At 73.4% G+C, this 19,095-nt stretch carries 22 protein-coding genes; 19 read left to right on the forward strand and 3 right to left on the reverse strand.

Translation table 11 applies throughout. The features are described from left to right. Nucleotides 1-50 precede the first annotated feature (50 nt). Complete coding sequence (locus UO65_RS28355; RefSeq protein WP_035288511.1) at nt 51-1,337, reverse strand: adenylosuccinate synthase; 1,287 nt, start codon at nt 1,335-1,337, stop codon at nt 51-53. A 99-nt stretch (nt 1,338-1,436) separates the two neighbouring features. Here UO65_RS28355 and UO65_RS28360 point away from each other — a divergent pair, with 99 nt between their 5' ends. Then, nucleotides 1,437-2,117, forward strand: a complete 681-nt coding sequence (locus UO65_RS28360) for a hypothetical protein (protein ID WP_084176342.1) — start codon at nt 1,437-1,439, stop codon at nt 2,115-2,117. 6 nt (nt 2,118-2,123) lie between these two features. On the opposite strand, the gene UO65_RS28365 is transcribed toward UO65_RS28360, so the two are convergent. After that, nucleotides 2,124-2,984, reverse strand: coding sequence for a helix-turn-helix transcriptional regulator (locus tag UO65_RS28365; RefSeq protein ID WP_035288550.1), 861 nt, complete (start codon nt 2,982-2,984; stop codon nt 2,124-2,126). Nucleotides 2,985-3,086: 102 nt separating this feature from the next. Here UO65_RS28365 and UO65_RS28370 point away from each other — a divergent pair, with 102 nt between their 5' ends. The 14 genes from UO65_RS28370 to UO65_RS28435 all read left to right on the forward strand — a co-directional run bounded on the left by UO65_RS28370 (nt 3,087) and on the right by UO65_RS28435 (nt 14,358). Continuing rightward, nucleotides 3,087-3,830: an SDR family oxidoreductase gene (locus tag UO65_RS28370; protein ID WP_200873495.1), complete on the forward strand. Its 744-nt coding sequence runs from the start codon at nt 3,087-3,089 to the stop codon at nt 3,828-3,830. Between the two features lie 103 nt (nt 3,831-3,933). Further along, nucleotides 3,934-4,791, forward strand: coding sequence for a hypothetical protein (locus UO65_RS28375; RefSeq protein ID WP_035288513.1), 858 nt, complete (start codon nt 3,934-3,936; stop codon nt 4,789-4,791). 145 nt (nt 4,792-4,936) lie between these two features. Further along, on the forward strand, nt 4,937-5,566 hold the full coding sequence (locus UO65_RS28380; RefSeq protein WP_084176343.1) for an HNH endonuclease family protein: 630 nt from the start codon (nt 4,937-4,939) through the stop codon (nt 5,564-5,566). Nucleotides 5,567-5,667: 101 nt separating this feature from the next. After that, on the forward strand, nt 5,668-5,919 hold the full coding sequence (locus tag UO65_RS28385; RefSeq protein ID WP_052021897.1) for a hypothetical protein: 252 nt from the start codon (nt 5,668-5,670) through the stop codon (nt 5,917-5,919). A 189-nt stretch (nt 5,920-6,108) separates the two neighbouring features. Beyond that, complete coding sequence (gene purD / locus UO65_RS28390) at nt 6,109-7,371, forward strand: phosphoribosylamine--glycine ligase (RefSeq protein ID WP_035288515.1); 1,263 nt, start codon at nt 6,109-6,111, stop codon at nt 7,369-7,371. Between the two features lie 111 nt (nt 7,372-7,482). Further along, the gene (locus tag UO65_RS33785; RefSeq protein WP_052021898.1) at nt 7,483-7,911 is read left to right on the forward strand and encodes a PE domain-containing protein; all 429 of its coding nucleotides are present in this window, start codon (nt 7,483-7,485) and stop codon (nt 7,909-7,911) included. Beyond that, entirely contained in the window at nt 7,904-8,539 is a 636-nt protein-coding gene (locus tag UO65_RS28400; protein ID WP_084176344.1) for a DUF3558 domain-containing protein, read from the forward strand. Before UO65_RS33785 ends, UO65_RS28400 begins: the two co-directional genes overlap by 8 nt. Before the next feature lie 9 nt (nt 8,540-8,548). Further along, nucleotides 8,549-9,883: a PPE domain-containing protein gene (locus UO65_RS28405; RefSeq protein WP_035288517.1), complete on the forward strand. Its 1,335-nt coding sequence runs from the start codon at nt 8,549-8,551 to the stop codon at nt 9,881-9,883. A gap of 2 nt (nt 9,884-9,885) precedes the next feature. After that, nucleotides 9,886-10,662, forward strand: a complete 777-nt coding sequence (locus UO65_RS28410; RefSeq protein WP_035288519.1) for an ESX secretion-associated protein EspG — start codon at nt 9,886-9,888, stop codon at nt 10,660-10,662. Between the two features lie 82 nt (nt 10,663-10,744). After that, nucleotides 10,745-11,038 carry a hypothetical protein gene (locus UO65_RS28415; RefSeq protein WP_152552328.1) on the forward strand — a complete coding sequence of 98 codons (294 nt, stop codon included), beginning with the start codon at nt 10,745-10,747 and terminating at the stop codon, nt 11,036-11,038. Nucleotides 11,039-11,047: 9 nt separating this feature from the next. Continuing rightward, nucleotides 11,048-12,187, forward strand: coding sequence for a transglycosylase SLT domain-containing protein (locus tag UO65_RS28420; protein WP_035288523.1), 1,140 nt, complete (start codon nt 11,048-11,050; stop codon nt 12,185-12,187). A 16-nt stretch (nt 12,188-12,203) separates the two neighbouring features. Next, on the forward strand, nt 12,204-13,358 hold the full coding sequence (locus tag UO65_RS28425; protein WP_035288525.1) for a pyridoxal phosphate-dependent aminotransferase: 1,155 nt from the start codon (nt 12,204-12,206) through the stop codon (nt 13,356-13,358). Between the two features lie 40 nt (nt 13,359-13,398). After that, nucleotides 13,399-13,569 carry a hypothetical protein gene (locus UO65_RS37645; RefSeq protein ID WP_035288528.1) on the forward strand — a complete coding sequence of 57 codons (171 nt, stop codon included), beginning with the start codon at nt 13,399-13,401 and terminating at the stop codon, nt 13,567-13,569. Nucleotides 13,570-13,608: 39 nt separating this feature from the next. Next, nucleotides 13,609-14,358 carry a potassium channel family protein gene (locus tag UO65_RS28435; RefSeq protein WP_063936030.1) on the forward strand — a complete coding sequence of 250 codons (750 nt, stop codon included), beginning with the start codon at nt 13,609-13,611 and terminating at the stop codon, nt 14,356-14,358. On the opposite strand, the gene UO65_RS28440 is transcribed toward UO65_RS28435, so the two are convergent. Beyond that, nucleotides 14,330-15,361: a threonine aldolase family protein gene (locus UO65_RS28440; RefSeq protein ID WP_035288530.1), complete on the reverse strand. Its 1,032-nt coding sequence runs from the start codon at nt 15,359-15,361 to the stop codon at nt 14,330-14,332. The genes UO65_RS28435 and UO65_RS28440 overlap by 29 nt on opposite strands. A 145-nt stretch (nt 15,362-15,506) precedes the next feature. Here UO65_RS28440 and UO65_RS28445 point away from each other — a divergent pair, with 145 nt between their 5' ends. The 4 genes from UO65_RS28445 to purB all read left to right on the forward strand — a co-directional run bounded on the left by UO65_RS28445 (nt 15,507) and on the right by purB (nt 19,023). Further along, nucleotides 15,507-16,022: a SigE family RNA polymerase sigma factor gene (locus UO65_RS28445; protein ID WP_035288533.1), complete on the forward strand. Its 516-nt coding sequence runs from the start codon at nt 15,507-15,509 to the stop codon at nt 16,020-16,022. A gap of 40 nt (nt 16,023-16,062) precedes the next feature. Then, nucleotides 16,063-16,851, forward strand: coding sequence for a hypothetical protein (locus UO65_RS28450; RefSeq protein WP_152552329.1), 789 nt, complete (start codon nt 16,063-16,065; stop codon nt 16,849-16,851). A 114-nt stretch (nt 16,852-16,965) separates the two neighbouring features. Continuing rightward, nucleotides 16,966-17,538 carry a TetR/AcrR family transcriptional regulator gene (locus UO65_RS28455; RefSeq protein WP_035288536.1) on the forward strand — a complete coding sequence of 191 codons (573 nt, stop codon included), beginning with the start codon at nt 16,966-16,968 and terminating at the stop codon, nt 17,536-17,538. A gap of 45 nt (nt 17,539-17,583) precedes the next feature. After that, a complete protein-coding gene (gene purB / locus UO65_RS28460; protein ID WP_035288539.1) occupies nt 17,584-19,023 on the forward strand; it encodes an adenylosuccinate lyase in 1,440 nt (479 codons plus the stop codon). Nucleotides 19,024-19,095 lie beyond the last annotated feature (72 nt).

The following is a 19,095-nucleotide window of genomic DNA, read 5'->3' on the forward strand; positions in this document are numbered from 1 at the left end:
CGGCTGCGCCCGTTGTGCCCGGGTGGGGGTGATCTGCGGTGTGGGGCTGGCTAAACCATCTCGTGGCGGACGATGGTTTGGTCGCGGCCGGGGCCGACGCCGATCGCGGAGACGCGGGCGCCGGACAGCTCCTCGATCCGCTCCACGTACGCGCGGGCGTTCGCGGGCAGTTCCTCCCAGGTGCGGCAGGCGCTGATGTCCTCGAACCAGCCGGGCAGTTCCTCGTACACCGGTACCGCGTGGTGCACGTCGGTCTGGGTCATCGGCATGTCGTCGACCCGGGTGCCGTCGACCTCGTAGGCGACGCAGACCGGCACCTTCTCCAGGCCGGAGAGCACGTCCAGCTTGGTGAGGAAGTAGTCGGTGATGCCGTTGACCCGGCTGGCGTAGCGGGCGATGACCGCGTCGAACCAGCCGGTGCGGCGCAGGCGCTTGGTGGTGACGCCGATCTCGCCGCCGACCTTGCGCAGGCGCTCGCCCATGTCGTCGTCCAGCTCGGTGGGGAACGGGCCGGAGCCGACGCGGGTGGTGTAGGCCTTGAGGATGCCGATGACCGTGGTGATCCGGGTGGGGCCGATGCCCGAGCCCGCGCTGGCGCCGCCGGAGGTCGGGTTGGACGAGGTCACGAACGGGTAGGTGCCGTGGTCGACGTCGAGCAGGGTGCCCTGCGACCCCTCCAGCAGCACGACCTCGCCGCGCTCCAGCGCCTGGTTGAGCAGCAGGCGGGTGTCGGCGATGCGGTGCGCGAAGCCCTCCGCGGCGGCCAGCACCTCGTCCACCACGCGCTCGGGCTCCAGGGCCTTGCGGTTGTAGACCTTGACCAGCATCTGGTTCTTGATGTCGAGGGCGGCTTCGACCTTCTGCCGGAGGATCTTCTCGTCCAGCACGTCCTGCACCCGGACGCCGACGCGGGCCACCTTGTCCTGGTAGGCCGGGCCGATGCCGCGACCGGTGGTGCCGATCTTGGCCTTGCCGAGGTAGCGCTCGGTGACCTTATCGATCGCCACGTGGTAGGGCATGATCAGGTGCGCGTCCGCCGAGATCAGCAGGCGGGAGGTGTCGACGTCGCGGGCCTCCAGGCCCGCCAGCTCGGTGAGCAGCACCGAGGGGTCGACGACGACGCCGTTGCCGATCACGTTGGTCACCCCGGGGGTGAGGATGCCGGAGGGGATCAGGTGCAGCGCGAAGTCCTGACCGTCCGGCAGCACCACGGTGTGCCCGGCGTTGTTCCCGCCCTGGTACCGCACGACCCACTGGACCCGCTCGCCGAGCAGGTCGGTCGCCTTGCCTTTGCCCTCGTCGCCCCACTGGGCGCCGATCAGCACGATAGCCGGCATGTGAAACTCCAGGTGTTGGCAGTTGGAGAGACTGTGACACCCGTTCCCGCGCTGCCTCGGTGCGAATGCCGGTAACTGAGACTAGACCAGGAGACAACCGTGAGCGCACTCGTGCTGGCCTGCGGAAACGCGACGACCACCGCGCGCCCGGACGCGCTCACCGTGCGTCACGGGCTTGACCTGGTCGAACTGCCCGAACGGCCCGGCCGGGGGGCGCTCGACCCGGTGCTGAAGTCGTTCGCCGGGGACCGGCTCGTGGTGCACGGCACCGACGCCGACCTGGCCGCCGTCGTGCTGCGGCTGATGCGGACCGACCGGCTCGGCGCGGTCGCCGTCGGCTACCTGCCGGTCGACCCGGACGGGTCGCGGGTGGTGCCGCTGTGGGGTCTGCCACGTGACCGGGAGCGACTGGCCGCGGCCGCCGTCTCGGGGGAGGTCGACCCGTTCCCGCTGATCCGCGACGACGCGGGCGGGGTCCTGGTCGGCGGCGGGGTCGTCGACCAGCCGCAGGGCGTGGCCTACTGCGACGACGAGACGGCGCTGCGCGGGCGGGCGAAGCGGATCGAGGTCGCCCCCGACCCGGACGGCGGCCCCGGCCTGGTCGCCAGGGTCACCCGGGGCGGCCTGTTCGCCAAGAAGGTGAGCACCCACCACGGCCGGGCGTTCCAGATCGGCTGCCTGCGCACCCGCTTCGAGCGCGACGGCGTGCCCACGGACGCGGCCAAGTGGACCTGGTACCGGCACACCGAGGACCTGCGCGTGGCCCGCGGCCTCCTCTGAGCCCACTCACGCCCGGTCGGCGGTGAGGTCCTGGGTGCCGAGCACGCCCAGCAGTTCCAGCTTGCCGACGGTGTCGGTGCCCGCGGTGGGGGTGAACCACAGCAGCCGCTGGCGGCCGTCCTCGCTGAACAGGTTGAGGCAGTCGACCTCCAAGAGCCCGAGCACGGGGTGGACGAGCCGCTTGCGATCATTGCGGCGGAAGGCGACGTCGTGCTCGGCCCACACCCCGGCGAACTCCGCGGACTCGGCCAGCAGCGCCTCGACCATGGCGGCTGCCTCGGGATCGGCGGTGTCGCGGCGGGCCGCGGCCGCCCGGAGGTCGGCGGCCAGCACGCGGCCCTGGGCGTCGTGGTCCTCGCGCGGGTAGAGGTCGCGGGCGGTCGGGTCGGTGAACCACCGGTAGACCAGGCTGGCGCCCATGCCGCGCAGGCCCGACTGGTCGCCGGTCAGCGCGACCGCGAGCGGGTTCTGCGCGAGGGTGACGTGCAGGTCGGTGATGACCTGCGCGGGGGTGCCGTCGAGCCGGTCCAGCAGGCTGAGCATCCCCGGGTGGACGTGCGAGGCGGCGCCGCCCTGGACGGGGACCGGGCGGTTCGCCAGGTGGTGGAGGTGGTCGCGCTCGTCACCGGAGAGGCGCAGGGCGCGGCTGAGCGCGGCCAGCATCTGCTCGGAGGGCTGGGCGCCCGCACCCCGCTCCAGCTCGGTGTAGTACTCCACCGACGCGCCGGTCAGTTGCGCGACCTCGTCGCGGCGCAGGCCGGGGACGCGCCGCCGCGGTCCGTGGGGCAGGCCCACGTCGGCCGGGCGAATCCGGTCGCGCCGCGACCGCAGGAACGCACCCAGTTCGGCGTACTTCGGGCTGTTCACGAGGACCAGTCTGCCCGCGGGCGCGGCCCGGACCCAGGGGTTGCCGTCCCCACCACGGGCAGCCCCTGCCAGACCGGGCCGGGAGCGCGCATCGTGGACCCCGTGAACACCACCACCACAGACAGGGTCGCGATCGTGACCGGCGGTTCCCGGGGCATCGGGCGCGCGGTCGCCCTCGAACTCGCGGGCAGGGGCCTGCCCGTCGTCCTCGCCTTCGCCGGGAACCGGGCCGCCGCCGAGGCCACCGTCGACGACATCACCGGGGCGGGCGGCCGGGCGCTCGCCGTCCAGGCCGACGTCGCCGACCCGGACGCGGTCGCCGAGGTCTTCGACACCGCCGAGCGCGCGTTCGGGGGCGTGGACGTGGTCGTCCACGCGGCCGGGCGGATGGTGCTCTCCCCGATCGCCGACCTCGACCTCGACGCGTTCGACGACCTGCACCGCACCAACGTCCGGGGCACCTTCGTGGTCGCCAAGCAGGCTGCCCGCCGCACCCGGCCGGGCGGGTCGCTGGTGACCTTCTCCACCTCCGTGCTCGGGTTGCGGTTCCCCACCTACGGGGCCTACGCCGCGAGCAAGGCGGCCGTGGAGGCGCTGACGCTGATCCTGGCCCGGGAGCTGCGCGGCCGGGACGTGACGGTGAACGCCGTGGCACCGGGCCCGACGGCGACCGAGCTGTTCCTCGACGGCAAGGACGAGGAGACCGTCGCCGGGCTCGCGCGGCAGGCACCGCTGGAGCGGCTGGGCACCCCCGAGGACATCGCCGCGGTCGTCGCCTTCCTCAGCTCACCCGAGGGCCACTGGATCAACGGGCAGGTCGTGCGCGCCAACGGCGGCATCGTCTGACGCTCCGCGAGTGCACTGTCGTTGACCATTCGCGCACCACTGCTGTCGTCGGTGGGGAATTTGCGGGGTACTGGCCTCCCCAAGTTGCAGCGAAGGAGGCGCAGTGAAGCGGATGACGTGGGCGCTCGGCCTGGTGGCCGCCGCCGCGATCGGGGTGGCGGTGGCACCCGAGGGTGCGGCCGCCACCGCCGACACCATCTCCACCGACCGGTCGACGGTGCGGGAGTACCCGGGGCGGCTGGTGCTGGCCAACGCGGTAAAGGGCGACAGGGCGGAGGTGACCGCCTATTGCGGCGACTGGGTGCGCATCCGGGTGACGACCGCGCACGCCATGGCGACCCCGGTCGGCTGGGTGCTGCGCTCGAACCTGACCAGGGCGTCGCAGTCCGGCGGGCTGACCGGGGTGCCGGAGCGGTGCGGCACCGACGCGGACCGCTGGCGGGACTGGGTGGGGGCGATCAACGCGCCGTTCCACTCGCTGCGAAAGGTGACCGAGGGTGGCACGACCGGGTGGCGGCGGATCACCTTCGGCACCCGGGTGACGCTCACCGCGGGCGAGCAGTGCACCCCGTCGCTGAACTACACCCGGCGCGACGGCGCCGACGACGTGGTGGACCCCGCCCAGCGGGTCGACCTGGACCTCACCAAGGTGTCGTACCGGTACGTGACGCAGGACGGTTCGGTCGCCCTGGTCAGCGCTCCCCGGGCGGGCGGCAGCACCTACGGCGTGTGGTCGTTCGTGCCGTCGTCCTGCGTGCAGCCGAAGGACCGCCCGACGGTCTACTTCGACGAGCCGGTCGTGCAGCTACGCGACATCAGCGGGCTCAGCACCGGCACCTCGTACTCCGACGCGACCATCCGGAGCCGGGGCTGCACGGCCGGGCTGCTCAGCCCGTCGCGGCCCCGGTTCGGGTTCTGGCCGGACCCGGAGCCCGCGAACCGGCCAGCCTGCCCGGTGTGACCAATTGCCAGTTGGACCCGACAGTGACCCGGAGCTTCTACATTCGGTCGTTGGAGTGTCACTCAGAGGTATGACGCACTCCACCTGGCCCCGACAGGGTCAGTCCCGTCCCTGTCGACCCTCCACCCCTGCCACCGGAGGAAGAATGTCGAAGCTCCGGGCGCTGTTCGGCGCCCTGCTGTTGTCCACCGGCCTCCTCGTCGGCTTCGCGGGCACCGCCGCCGCGACGCCGCCGGGCATCCCGAGCGAGGCCACCGCGCGCTCGCAGCTCAGCGCCCTCACCGTCGCGGCGGCGGGCTCGATGACCGGGTACTCGCGGGACAAGTTCCCGCACTGGATCACCATCTCCGGGGCGTGCGACACCCGCGAGACGGTGCTCAAGCGCGACGGCACGAGCGTGGTCACCGACTCGTCCTGCGCGGCGACCTCCGGCCGCTGGTACAGCCCCTACGACGGCGCGACCTGGACGCTGGCGTCGGACGTCGACATCGACCACATGGTCCCACTGGCCAACGCGTGGCGCTCGGGCGCGGCGTCGTGGACCACCGCCAAGCGCCAGCAGTTGGCCAACGACCTGAGCGCGCCGCAGTTGCTCGCGGTCACCGACAACGTCAACCAGTCCAAAGGCGACCAAGGCCCGGAGAGCTGGAAGCCGTCGCTGACCTCGTACTGGTGCACCTACGCCAAGGCGTGGACGACGGTGAAGTACAAGTACGGCCTGAAGGTCACCTCCGGGGAGAAGTCGGCGCTGCTGACCATGCTCGACCGCTGCTGACCGAGGTGCGGGGGCCCGCGTCGCGGGCCCCCGCACCCGTTCGGCCCGCCGCGGAGTTCCGAACCAGCGGAGAAGGCGGCGCTGTCGGACATGCTGGGCACATGCTGAACGAGTACACCTCCCCGCTGAGCGCGGGCCCCGGCCTGATGACCGAGGAAGCGGGCGTCGTCACCGGCGACCTCGAACTGCGCACGGTGAGCACCACCGACGGCGTGGTCACCGCCAAGGTCCGCTACGCGGGCGCCGACGAGTGGTACCGCCTCCGCGGCGGCCAGTGCAAGCTCACCGACCCGGCCGACCACGCGGCGGTGCACTCGCTGCTGGCCGGGGTCCTGAACCGCCCCGCGGGCTGATCCGTCGCGCCTGCCCCTCCAGCCAGGATCACCCTCGGCCGCGTCCCCGTCCCGGGACGCGGCCGAGGTGCGTCCGCCCCGGGAACACGGCCGCCGCCGATCCGGGCTGACGGCGACCGGAGGCGGGTGGAGCGCGAACCGGGCACTCGATTACCGCCGTTCGGCGCACAGCCTCTACGCTCGCTCCTCGTGCGTGTCCTGGTGATCGGGTCTGGCGCCCGCGAGCATGCCCTGGTCCTCGCCTTGTCGAAGGACCCCGAGGTGGTCGCGCTGGCGTGCGCGCCCGGCAACGCCGGGACGGCCGCGCTGGCGGAGACCCACGGGGTCGACGCCGTGGACCCCGCCGCCGTGGTCGAGCTGGCCGTGCGGTGGAAGGCCGACCTCGTCGTCATCGGGCCGGAGGGGCCGCTGGTGGCCGGGGCGGCCGACGCGGTGCGCGCGGCGGGCGTCGCCTGCTTCGGGCCGGGTTCCGAGGCGGCGCGGATCGAGGGGTCGAAGGCGTTCGCGAAGGACGTCATGACCGCCGCGGGGGTGCCGACCGCGCACAGCGAGGTAGTCGACAACCCCGCCCGCCTCGACGCCGCCCTGGCGCGGTTCGGGCCCACCTGGGTGGTCAAGGACGACGGGCTCGCCGCGGGCAAGGGCGTCGTGGTCACCAAGGACCTGCGGGCCGCCCGCGCCCACGCGATGACGCTGCTCGACGGCGGGCACCCGGTGCTCCTCGAGTCGTTCCTCGACGGCCCCGAGGTCTCCCTGTTCTGCGTGGTCGACCCGGCCGGGGCCGTGGTGCCGCTGCTGCCCGCCCAGGACTTCAAGCGCGTCGGCGACGGCGACGCCGGGCCCAACACCGGCGGCATGGGCGCCTACACCCCGCTGCCCTGGGCGCCCGACGGGCTGGCCGACGACGTGGTCGAGCGCATCGTGCGCCCGGTCGTCAACGAGATGGCGCGGCGCGGCACCCCGTTCTCCGGGCTGCTGTACGCGGGCCTGGCGATGACCTCGAACGGGCCCGAGGTGATCGAGTTCAACTGCCGCTTCGGCGACCCGGAGACGCAGGCCGTGCTGGCCATGCTGCGCAGCCCCCTGTCCACCCTCCTGCACGCCGCCGCCACCGGCACCCTCGCCGCCCACCCGCCGCTGGAGTGGGAACCCGGCTCCGCCGTCACGGTCGTCATCGCCGCCGACGGCTACCCCGGCCGCCCCCGCACCGGCGACGTCATCACCGGCGCCGAGGGCGAAGGCGTCCTGCACGCGGGCACCCGCCGCCGCGACGACGGCGCCCTGGTCTCCGCCGGTGGCCGCGTCCTCGCCGTCGTCGGCACCGGCCCCGACCTCCGCACCGCCCGAGCCGACGCCTACCACCGCGTCGACGCCGTCCACCTCCCCGGCTCCCACCACCGCACCGACATCGCCCTCCGCGCCGCCGACGGCGAGATCACCCTCCCCGGGTAGCGGGAACCGCGGCCGGGTTTTCTCCGTCAAAGTTCAGGTAGGCCCTACCAGCACGTTGGTAACCTGCAACCGGAGATGACACGGTCACGATGAGTACCGGGGGTGCGTGACATGGATGCCAACCCACTCGGGGCACTGGGCGGTGTGGTCAGCGGTCTGCTCGGCGGCGCCGCCAACCTGCTCGACAACCTCACCCACGGCACGGCCCCGTCCAGCGGCGGCCACTTCGTCGTCAACCACGACAATGTCCTCGCCGCCGCCAAGATCATCCAAAGCCAGGTGGACGAGCTGACGGACACCTTCCACGCGGCGCGCGGTGAACTCCACGTCGTGGCACCCGGGGACGACGAGGTGTCGCAGCGGATGGCCAAGGCCTGGAACGACATCCTGATCAGGAACGAGGACTCCTACGCGGTGCGCGTGCAGGAGTACATTGAGGGATTGACCAAGCTGGTCAACCAGCTCAAGGCCACAGCCAAGGACTACGGCTACAACGAGGAGCAGATTACCTCCGCGCTCGGAGGGTCCCGCGTTGTCTAGCAAGCTGTTCCTGTCCGCATCGATCGCCGTCTTGGCGCTCGGTGGAGTCGCCGCCTGCACCACCGGCGAAACAGGCAGCCCGGTGCCGCAGGGCGAGCAGCGGACGGAAGATCCCCCTCAGGTGAGCAACACCACCGCGCCGGCACCGACGGTCGAGATCCCGCCCCGGCCCGCCGACCTCCAGTTGGACGCGGTCGACCCGTGCACCCTGCTCACAGCCGATCAGCTCAAGCAGTTGAAGGTGGACCGCACCCGGTCGACCACCAGCAAGAGTGAAGTGTTCCCCGGCGCGAAGCAGTGCGTCCTCAACGTCTCCGCGCAGGAGCCGTTCCACGACTACAACATCTCCGCCGTGACGACCGAGGGCATCGGTCCGTGGCTGACCGGCAAGCGCAACGTCGAGGCCGAGTTGGTCTCCGTCGGCGGTTACGGTGCCGCGCGGTACTTCACCCCGGGCGACGGACCCAACTCCGTGGACTGCACGACGACGATCGACGTCGCGCCGGGCCAGCAGTTGATGGTGAGCGCGGACGCGGTCAGTCCACTCACGTTCACCCAGGAACAGTTGTGCCAGATGAGCGAGGAGGCCGCGGGGCTAGCCCTCGCGACCCTGCGGGCTTCGAGGTGAGGGGCTGACATGGCGAACGACTACGGACTCGGCGACCTGCGGTTCCAGGGCTACAGCTACCAGGCCCTCGCCGCCCAGCTCGACGCGTTGCGCGGTGGGCCGGGCTCGGACAGCCTCGACCGGGCCGTCGGGGCGCTCAAGCGGATCGCCGACGGGCTGGACCAGACCGACCGCACGCTGCGCCAGGAGTTGGCCAAGATCGGTGTGGAGTGGGAGGGCGACGCCTCGCAGCGGGGGCAGGAGGCGACCAAGGCGGCGAGCGTGTACGCCGAGGACGCCGGGACCCGGGCGGGGGCGACCGGTGCGAACGTGGGTGAGCAGGGTGCGGTCTTCGACTCCACCAGGCACGCCGCGCCCCAGGGCGGGGAGTTGCGCGGGCCCACCCAGACGGGGTTCCTCGACGACCTCGCGGGCACGTTCGGCTACACCACCGACAACGCGCGCAGGGTCGAGGAGACCCGGGCCGCGCACGACGCGGCGGCGGCGGCGATGAACGACTACAGCCGGGGCAGCCAGTCGGCCATCGGGGGTGCGCAGGCGCTGCCCGTGCCGCCCGGGTTGGACCTGGTGGCGCAGCCCGCGCAGCACCTCGGGGGCACGTCCGCGCAGAGCTTCACCGGCAACCCCGGTTCCTTCACCCCCTCCGGTGCCGCGGGGGCCCCCGGTTCGCCGGGCAGCGTGGGCCTCGCGGCCGGGAACCAGGCGGGGGTGTTCTCCGGCGTCAACGGTGGCGGCGGCCCCGGTGGCAGCGGTTCCGGTGGGGCCGGGGGCAACAACCTCAACAACCCCGGCAACTTCAACAACCCCGGTGGTGTCAACTCCCCGCCCGGGAACGGCAACCCCGTCGGCAACGGGCGGATCGCGGGCATCGGGCCGACCGGTGGTTCCCCGGGCGGGTTGGCGCCCGGTGGTGGCGGCCTGGGCGGGCTCCGCCCCGGGTTCGGCCCGGGGTTCGTCGACGGGGTGGCCACGGCCGCGGGCATCGCCGGTGCCGGTGGGGCCGGTGCCGGGGTCGGGTCCGCGCTGGAGAAGGACCGGCTGGTCCGCGGGGGCGGCGCCAAGGGCGTCGCCGGTGCCGCGGGTGTGGACGGGTCCGAGGCGCGCAACAACAGGTCGGCGATCGCCGGGGCTCCGGAGGAGGAGGCCAGGGCGGCGCGCAACGCCGAGCGGCTGGGGGGGACGCGCGGTGGGCGCGGTTCCTCGCTGATGTCGCCCGCGGCGGCCGGGGCCGGGGCGCCCGGGGAGGACGACGACGAGCACGTGCGCAAGTACGGGATCGACTCCGAGGACGTCTTCGGTGACGAGCGGCTCGTGGTGTCGCCGGTGCTGGGCCAGGACGACTGAGCTTGTCCACCGGCGCCACGACCACCACAGTGCTCTCGGCGCTGGAGTTCGACGTCGTGTGGGAGGCCGAGCGGTTGCCGCGCAGGCACGTGGCGGTCGACGTGCCGAGCCCGGGGACGACCCACACCGAGCGGGCCGGGTTGGTCGAGGGCGCGTTCGCCTCGCTGGAGCGGCGGGGGTTGGTCGAGCGCGGGCGGGTGGTGCCGGAGCTGGCCGACCGGTTGAGCCTGCTGGCCCACCCCAGGCTGTCGGTGGACAGTTGGGTGTGGACGGACCGGCAGATCAAGGCCCTCGCGGTGACCTCGGGCGAGCAGGCGCTGCTCGCCGCGGTGGACCGGGAGGAGGTGTGGTTGATCCCGACGCGGGCGACGGCGGTGGCCGAGGCGGCGGTGTCGATCGCCGGTGAGGTCCCGGCCGGGCCGGGGCGGTCGGTGAGCCTGCCGACCGAGCTGCTGCTCGACGCTGACCGGGCGGCCGGGGGCAACCCGCAGGGCATGGTCACCACGCTGTACCAGGGCGGCGTCCTGCTGTCCGACGCCCAGGAGCTGGTGAGCATGGTCGCCGGGATGCGCGTGCGCGGGCAGCTCGGGGTGGAGCGGGTGGGCCGCGACCAGCGGCGCAGGCGGGCCGACCGGGTGGTGTCCTTCCACGACACCGAGGCGGGCCGGTACGTCTACCTGACCAGGCCGAGCAACGACGGTCGCATGTGGAGCACCATCACCCCGGCGGACAACGCCCGCCTCGCCGGGTGCGTGTGGGAGTTGCTCGAAGAGGTCTGAACCGGTGGGGAACCGACCCGCCGCGGTCCCCGTCTGAGGTCCCAGCACCGAACTGCTCGGAGGGGGTCGGACCGTGACCGGCGTGGACTACAACCTGCAGGCGATCGAACAGTGCCGGGCCGCCGTGGCCGGTCAGGCCGGGCCCATCGCGGCCGCGGGCGACGGCCTGCCGCTCGACGCCGACGCGGGCGCGTTCGGGCGGCTGCCCGCCTCGGCGGCGCTGGCCGACGCGGTGCGGGCGCTGGCCACCGCCGCGGGCACCGAGCTGGACCGGGCGGGCGCGCTGCTCGGCGGCGTGGACCGCGCCCTGGACTCCATCGGCACCTCGGTGGCGGGCACCGAGCGGGCCGCCACCCAGTCGCTGACGACGGCCTAGGGGGAACTCGTGACCGCGAGGGATTCGGCCGCGGGCCTGGGCGGGGTAGCCGCCCGGCTGGCCGCGGGCGCGGACGGGCTCTACTCGGCCCAGCCCGAGGTGATCGCCGACCTGGGCAGGCGGTTCAGCGCCGCCGGTGCGGCCGCCGCCGACTCGGTGGGCAAGCTCGACGGGTCGGTCAAGCAGCTCGACGGCGCCTGGCAGGGCGCCTCGGCCGACGCGTTCGTCGGCTACATGGGCACCTTCGGCACCGCGGGCAGGTCGCTCAACGACGCCCTCACCGCCGCCGCGGGCGACCTCGGTGCCGCCGCGACCGGTGTCCAGGGCGCCAGGGAGGCGCTGGAGGGCATGTTCGGCGAGCTGTACGACAACGCCACGAGCTGGATCGACGCGCACCCGGACGCCACCCCGGAGGAGCGGCGCCAGTACGTCGACGGCCTGGCGGGCGCCTACAGTGGCCGGGTCGGCGAGCAGTTGGACCAGGCCGACCAGGCCCTCAACGCCGCCGCGACCGCCCTCGGGGGCAGGCTCGACGCGGTCGACCCCAGGTTCTCCACCATCCCGGAACCGGGCGGTCAGGCCTTCACACCGGGCCCGGGCCGCACCATCGAGTGGACCCCCACCCCGGTCGAGGTCGAGGACGGCACGACCCCGTCCTCAGCGGCTCCGTCCAACGCCCAGCCCGCCGCGAACCCCCAGAGCGGCAGCAGCGGCGGTTCGGACAGCGGCGGCGGGAGCGGTGGTGGTGGCGGCTCCGGCCCCAGCGGTCCGCCCCCGGCGACCAAGCCGCCGGGCGACGTCCAGGAGTGGATCAGGCAGGCGATCGCCGAGCTGCGCGCCCGGGGGATCAACGTCTCCGACGCCGACGCGCAGACCATCTGGGAGATCATCCAGCACGAGTCCGGCGGCAACCCCAACGCGATCAACAACTGGGACTCCAACGCCGCCAAGGGCACCCCGTCCAAGGGGCTGATGCAGACCATCGACCCCACCTTCGAGTCCTACAAGCTGCCCGGCCACAACGACATCTGGAACCCGGTGGACAACATCTGCGCGGGTGTCAACTACGCCGTCCAGCGCTACGGCTCGCTGGCGAACGTCCCCGGCATCAAGGCCACCCACGGCGGCGGCGGGTACGTCGGGTACTGACGCATAGGGTGCGGGCATGCACCCCCTGAAGGTCGCCGCGCGTGCCAACGTCCCGCCGTTCTACGTCATGGACGTGCTCTCTGCGGCGAACGCGCGGCAGCGCACCCACGGCGACGTGGTGTCCTTCGCCGCGGGCCAGCCGTCGACCGGGGCGCCGCGGGCCGTGCTGGAGGCGGCGCGGGCCGCGGTGGGCGCCTCTGGCCTCGGGTACACCGAGCAGTTGGGCATCCCGGAGCTGCGGGCGGCCATCGCCGGGCACTACGACCGCTGGTACGGGCTGGTCGTCGAGCCGGACGACGTGGTGGTGACGACCGGGTCCAGCGGCGGGTTCCTGCTGGCGTTCCTGTCCGCGTTCGACGCGGGCGACCGGGTCGCGCTGACCCGCCCCGGCTACCCGGCCTACCGCAACATCCTCTCCGCCCTGGGCTGCGAGGTCGTGGAGCTGCCGTGCCTGCAACCGACGGTGGAGGTGCTGGCCGAGGCGGGGCCGCTGGACGGGGTGATCGTCGCCAGCCCGGCGAACCCGACCGGGACCGTGCTCGCCGCCGCCGACCTGGCGGGCATCGCGGGCTGGTGCGCCGAGCACGGCGTCCAGCTCGTCAGCGACGAGATCTACCACGGCATCTCCTACGGCGCCGATACCGCGACGGCGTGGGCGTCCGCCCGCGAGTCCATCGTGGTCAACTCGTTCTCCAAGTACTTCGGCATGACCGGTTGGCGGTTGGGCTGGCTGCTGGTGCCGCCCCGGCTGCGGCACGCGGTGGCCTGCCTGACGGCGAACTTCACCATCTGCCCGCCCGCGCTGTCGCAGCGCGCCGCCGTCGCCGCGTTCGCCGAGGAGGCCTACGCCGAGCTGGACGCGCACGTGGCCCGCTACGCCACCAACCGCGGCCTGCTGCTCGACGGCCTGGCGCGGCTGGGCGTCACCGGGGTCGCCCCCGCCGACGGCGCGTTCTACGCCTACGCCGACGTCTCGCACCTGACCACCGACTCGATGGGCTTCTGCAAGCGGCTGCTGGCCGACACCGGGGTCGCGGTGGTGCCCGGGATCGACTTCGACCCGGTCGACGGGGGCCGGTCGATCCGCTTCTCCTTCGCGGGCGCCACCGAGGACGTCGTGGAGGGCCTGCGCAGGTTGGAGCCCTGGTTGGGAACGTTCGGCACCCGCTGACCGTTGGAACGGTGAGCGTCGGTTCGGGGAGGGACACGCAATGGTTCTCAAGATCATCGGTGCGATCATCGTCATCTGGATCGCCTTCAGCCTCATCGGCTTCATCTTCAAGGCGATCGGCACGCTGCTGGTCGTCGCCGCCGTCGCCACGGTCGGCGTGCTGGCCTACGGCGCGATCAAGGGCAAGGCGGGCCGGGGCCAGATCCGCTAGCCACTGGTCCGAACGGGTTTCCCGGGTGAGGATGTCCGGGTGCCCGAACCAGCCGAACCACCCGAGCCCCGCCTGGCGGCGTGGGAGGCGCGCACCGACCTCGCCTTGACGGTGCTGGCGGTCGCGTTCCTGGCCGCCTACGCGTGGCAGGTGCTCGGCACCGGCGCCTCCCCCGGCCTGCGCACCGCCCTGGAGGTGGTGCTGTGGGTCGTGTGGGCGGTGTTCGCCGCCGAGTACCTGACGCGGCTGTGGTTGGCGGAGCACAAGCTGCGGTTCGTCGGGCGGCACCTGTTCGACCTGCTCGCGGTCGCGCTGCCGATGGTCCGCCAACTCCGCGCGCTGCGGCTCATCACCGTGTTCAAGGTGCTCAACCGCCGCCTCGGGGTGAACTTCCGCGGCCGGATCGGCGTCTACGTGGCGGGCACCACCGCCCTGGTCGTGCTGTGCGCGGCGCTGGCGGTGCTCGACGCGGAGCGGTCCAGCCCGGAGGCCTCCATCACCAGCTTCGGCGAAGCCCTGTGGTGGACGATGACCACCATCTCCACCGTCGGCTACGGCGACCTCTACCCGGTGACCACCGAGGGCAGGCTGGTGGCGGTCAGCCTGATGGTCGGCGGCATCGCCCTGCTCGGCGTGGTCACCGGGGTCATCGCGTCCTGGTTCGTGGAGAAGATCGCGGGCGCCGAGCAGTCCATCGAGGACACCACCCGCACCGAGGTGGACTCGCTGCGCGCGGAGATCCGGGAACTGCGCGAGCTGCTCACACGCGAACGGGGCGCTCCGCGCTGATCCGGCGCAGCGCCTCGCCGATGTCCGCCGTCGGCACGTCCCGGTGGGTGACGAACCGCACGCCGCCCGGCACGGCCACCGCCCGCACGCCCACCCCGGCCAGCATCGCCAGCGTCACCTGCGCGTCCGGGACCGGGGCGAGGACGATGTTGGTCTCCGGCCGCCGCACCTCCCAGCCCAGTTCGGTCAGCCCGTCGGCCAGCGACTTCGCGTTGGCGTGGTCCACGGCCAGGTCGTCCACCCGCTCCAGGGCCAGAATCCCGGCCGCGGCCAGCACGCCGCCCTGCCGCACCCCGCCGCCGAGCATCTTGCGCACCCGCCGACCCTCCGCCACCAGCGTCGACGGCCCCGCCAGCACCGACCCGACCGGCGCGCCCAGCCCCTTGCTCAGGCACACCTGCACGGTGTCGACGCCGACCGCGAGCGCCGCGGGCGGCACCCCGAGCGCCACCGAGGCGTTCCACAGCCGCGCCCCGTCCAGGTGCACCCGCAGCCCCGCCTCGCGCGCCGCGGCGACCAGCCGGGCGTGCTCGTCGGGCTGGGTGACCGTGCCGCCCGCGAAGTTGTGCGTGTTCTCCAGGCACAGCAGCCGCGTGCGCAGCGCGTAGTAGGGGCCGCTGGAGGACGCCATCGAGCGCACGTCCTCCACCGAGATCCGGCCCGGCCCGCCCGACCACTCCAGCGGGTGCGGCATCCCACCGGCCAGCCACGCCGCACTGCCCAGTTCGGACTCCAGCACGTGCGACCCGCGGGCGGCCAGGAACCGGTCGCCACGCCGCAGGTGCAGCACCAACGCGATCAGGTTCCCCATGGTCCCGCTGGGCACCCACAGCGCCGCCTCCATGCCCACCAGGCCCGCCACCTGCTCTTCCAGGCGGCGCATGGTGGGGTCGTGGTCCAGCACGTCGTCGCCCACCTCGGCCGCCGACATGGCGATCCGCATGGTCTCGTCGGGCTGGGTCACGGTGTCGGACCGGAGGTCGATCGTGCGCGGCGTGGTCACGATCCGATCACACCACACCGGGGGTGGTCCCACTCGACACCGGGAAAACCGGGGGTGGCGCACGTCTCACCCGGTGGGCGTGCAACCGTTGTGCGGGGAACGTCCGTCCCCCCATCGGAAACGACACGAGCGGGAGAGCGTCCGCGTGGAACAAGGCGAGGAGCAGGCGTTCGCGGAGTACTTCGCCGCCCGGCGCGACGCCGTGCGGCGCACCGCGTACATGCTCTGCGGCGACTGGCACCGGGCGGACGACCTCGCCCAGACCGCGTTCGTCGCGCTGCACCGCCGGTGGCGCAAGATCCGGGACCGCGGGGCCCTGGACGCCTACGTCCGGCGCAGCGTGGTCAGCGCGTTGATCGACGAGACCCGCCGCCCCTGGCGGCGGGAGCGCGGCGTCGACGAGGTGCCCGAGACGCCCGCCTCCGACCACGAGGTCGGCGAGTCGGTGGCGACGCGGTCGGCGCTGCTCGACGGACTGGCCAAGGTGCCGCCCCGGCAGCGGGCGGTGCTGGTGCTGCGGTTCCTGGAGGGGCTCGACGTCGCGGGCACGGCCGTGGCGATGAAGTGCTCCGAGGGAACGGTGAAGAGCCAGACCGCGCGCGGGCTCACCGCCCTGCGCGACGTCCTCGGCGACGCCCTGGACGACCTGAGGACCCCGTGACCGACCTGAGGACCCCGATGACGAGGAGGTGGAGCTGAGCATGGACGAGCGGAAGATCGCCGAGTTGTTCGACGACGCGGTCCCGGACGCGCCCCCGCCGTCGTTCGGCGCGGACGAGGTGCTGGCCGAGTCGGCCCGGCTCACCCGCAGGCGCAACGGCGCCCTGGCGGGCACCGCGCTGGGCGTGGTGCTGCTCGCCGGGGTCGCCGTCGCGGGGTTCGCCGTGTCGAGCGAGGACAGCGGGGCTGGCGGCAGCCCGGTGGCGGCTGTGGCGCCCGGGAACGCGGAGGGCACCGCGGGCACGACCCCGAACGGGGTGCAGGACAGCAACAGCCCCCGCGTCCTGACCGCCCCCTCGGAGGCCGGTCCCACGAACGCTCCGTCGGCTCCGCCCAAGCAGGGGGGCGGACCGACCGGAGGCACCGGCGGCTCCGGAGGAGAAGCCGGTGGCACCCCTGGTGGGTGCGCTGAGGTGGACCGGGAGCTCGCCGCTGCCCTCGCGGGCGGGCTCCCGGCCCCCTCTGCCACCTCGGGGGACTACGTCCGGTCCCCGCTGGCCTGCCCACCCGGTGCCCGGTCGGCGGCGTTCAACGCGCGCAACGGACCCACCCGCGGCCTGGTGTCGATCATGCTGGTGCCCGCCGGGGCGCGGCAGCTCCAGCAGCCCCCGTGGGACAGCCGCCCGGACGGCACCCTCGGCGTGGTCGTGCAGACCCGGTCCGGCGCCCAATTGGTGATCGCCGAGGAACCGGTCGCGGGCACCACCGACCTGCCCCTCGACGACGCGGCGCTGCGCGGCATCGGCGACAAGCTCGCCCCCACCCTCTGACCGGTCTGGCACGATCCACCAGACCATGACGACCGACAGCATGACGACCGACAGCATGACGACCGACAGCATGACGACCGACAGCACCGCGGCCGACCGCCGGGTGGGCGACGCATGACCACCGCGAGCACCCCCAAGGGGGAACGCCGCCGCCAGGCCCTGATCGAAGCCGCCGCCGCCCTGCTGGTCGACGGCGGCTTCGACGCGGTCCGGCACCGGGCCGTCGCCGAGCGCGCGGGCCTGCCACTGGCCTCCACCACGTACTACTTCGACTCGCTCGACGAGCTGGTCGCCGCCGCCGTGGAGCACCACAGCCGCGCCGAACTGGCCTGGGGCCGGGCCGCCCTCGACGAGCCCACCGACCCCGGCCGCCTGGTGGACCTCGTCCTCGACCTGCTGCTGGGCCCGCAGGCCACCGACCGCGACGCCGAGGCGGTCCTGCTCCGCTACGAGCGCCTGGTCGCCACCGGGCGGCGCCCGTACCTGCGGCCGCTGATGCTCGAACTCGGCGCCGAACTCCGCGACCTGCTCGCCGAGGCCGTCACCCGCGCGGGCGGGCACCTCCCGCCGGGGCGGCTCGAACAGCTCATCGCCCTGGTCGACGGCGCGGTGGTCAACGCCCTCATCGAGGTCAACCCCGACCCCCGGGCCGCCGCCCGCCGGATGCTGCGCGACTTCCTGGCCTGACCCGGGCGCCGGGAACCCGCCCGCCACCGCCTAGGCTGGTCAGACGTGACCGCCGCGCAGAAGCCCCGCATCCCCAACGTCCTCGCCGGACGCTACGCCTCGGCCGAGTTGGCCCAGCTCTGGTCCCCCGAGGAGAAGGTGCGGCTGGAGCGCGAACTCTGGCTCGCCGTCCTCTCCGCCCAGGCCACCCTCGGCGTGGACGTCCCCCCGGGCGCCGTCGACGACTACCGCCGCGTGCTCGACACCGTCGACCTGGCGGGCATCGCCGAGCGGGAGCGGGTCACCCGGCACGACGTGAAGGCGCGGATCGAGGAGTTCAACGCCCTCGCCGGGCACGAGCACGTGCACAAGGGCATGACCTCGCGCGACCTCACCGAGAACGTCGAGCAGCTCCAGGTGCGCCGCTCCCTGGAGCTGGTGCGCGCCCGCACCGCCACCGTCCTCGCCCGCCTCGCCCGCCTCGCCACCGAGCACGCCGACCTGGTCATGGCGGGCCGATCGCACAACGTCGCAGCCCAGGCGACCACCCTGGGCAAGCGCTTCGCCACCGCCGCCGACGAGCTGCTGGTGGCCTTCGCCCGCCTCGACGAGCTGATCGACCGCTACCCGCTGCGCGGCGTCAAGGGCCCGGTGGGCACCGCCCAGGACATGCTCGACCTCCTCGGCGGCGACGCCGACAAGCTGGCCGAGCTGGAGCGGGTCGTCGCCGAACACCTCGGCTTCGCGCACCGGTTCACCAGCGTCGGCCAGGTCTACCCGCGGTCGCTGGACTACGAGGTGGTCACCGCGCTGGTGCAGCTCGCCGCGGCCCCGTCGAGCCTGGCCAAGACGATCCGGCTGATGGCCGGGCACGAACTGGTCACCGAGGGCTTCAAGCCGGGTCAGGTCGGCTCGTCGGCCATGCCGCACAAGATGAACACCCGGTCCTGCGAGCGGGTCAACGGCCTCGCGGTCATCCTGCGCGGACACGCCTCCATGGTCGGCGAACTCGCGGGCGACCAGTGGAACGAGGGGGACGTGTCCTGCTCGGTGGTGCGCCGGGTCGCGCTGCCGGACGCGTTCTTCGCCCTCGACGGCCTGCTGGAGACGTTCCTGACCGTCCTCGACGAGTTCGGCGCCTACCCGGCGGTCGTCGCCCGCGAACTGGACCGGTACCTGCCGTTCCTGGCCACCACGAAGGTGCTGATGGCCTCGGTGCAGGCGGGGGTGGGGCGGGAGACGGCGCACGAGGCGATCAAGGAGCACGCGGTCGCCGTGGCCCTGGCCATGCGGGAGCGCGGGGCTGAGCGGAACGATCTCCTGGACCGGCTGGCGGCGGATGAGCGGATTCCGTTGGACCGGGGGCGGTTGGACGCGCTTTTGGCGGATCGGTTGCCGTTCACGGGGGTTGCTGGGGCGCAGGTGGTGGAGGTGGTTCGGCGGGTTGAGGAGGTGCTGAACCGGTTCCCCGATGCCGCTGGGTACGTGCCTGCGGCGATTCTGTAGCCGTGTCTGTGGTTAAGGGCCCGGTCGTTTGTTGGGCGTGCCCGGGTGGGTGGATGTGCTTGGGCGGGGCCC

The organism is Actinokineospora spheciospongiae (assembly GCF_000564855.1).
GTDB lineage: Bacteria > Actinomycetota > Actinomycetes > Mycobacteriales > Pseudonocardiaceae > Actinokineospora > Actinokineospora spheciospongiae.

What these genes read in the sequence shown, in the direction of transcription:
- UO65_RS28355 (WP_035288511.1), bottom strand. Translation starts at nt 1,337, where the DNA reads ATGCCGGCTATCGTGCTGATCGGCGCCCAGTGGGGCGACGAGGGCAAA.
- UO65_RS28380 (WP_084176343.1), top strand. Translation starts at nt 4,937, where the DNA reads ATGTCGAAGCTCCGGGCGCTGTTCGGCGCCCTGCTGTTGTCCACCGGC.
- UO65_RS28385 (WP_052021897.1), top strand. Translation starts at nt 5,668, where the DNA reads ATGCTGAACGAGTACACCTCCCCGCTGAGCGCGGGCCCCGGCCTGATG.
- UO65_RS33785 (WP_052021898.1), top strand. Translation starts at nt 7,483, where the DNA reads ATGGATGCCAACCCACTCGGGGCACTGGGCGGTGTGGTCAGCGGTCTG.
- UO65_RS28405 (WP_035288517.1), top strand. Translation starts at nt 8,549, where the DNA reads ATGGCGAACGACTACGGACTCGGCGACCTGCGGTTCCAGGGCTACAGC.
- UO65_RS28425 (WP_035288525.1), top strand. Translation starts at nt 12,204, where the DNA reads ATGCACCCCCTGAAGGTCGCCGCGCGTGCCAACGTCCCGCCGTTCTAC.
- UO65_RS37645 (WP_035288528.1), top strand. Translation starts at nt 13,399, where the DNA reads ATGGTTCTCAAGATCATCGGTGCGATCATCGTCATCTGGATCGCCTTC.
- UO65_RS28450 (WP_152552329.1), top strand. Translation starts at nt 16,063, where the DNA reads ATGGACGAGCGGAAGATCGCCGAGTTGTTCGACGACGCGGTCCCGGAC.
- UO65_RS28455 (WP_035288536.1), top strand. Translation starts at nt 16,966, where the DNA reads ATGACCACCGCGAGCACCCCCAAGGGGGAACGCCGCCGCCAGGCCCTG.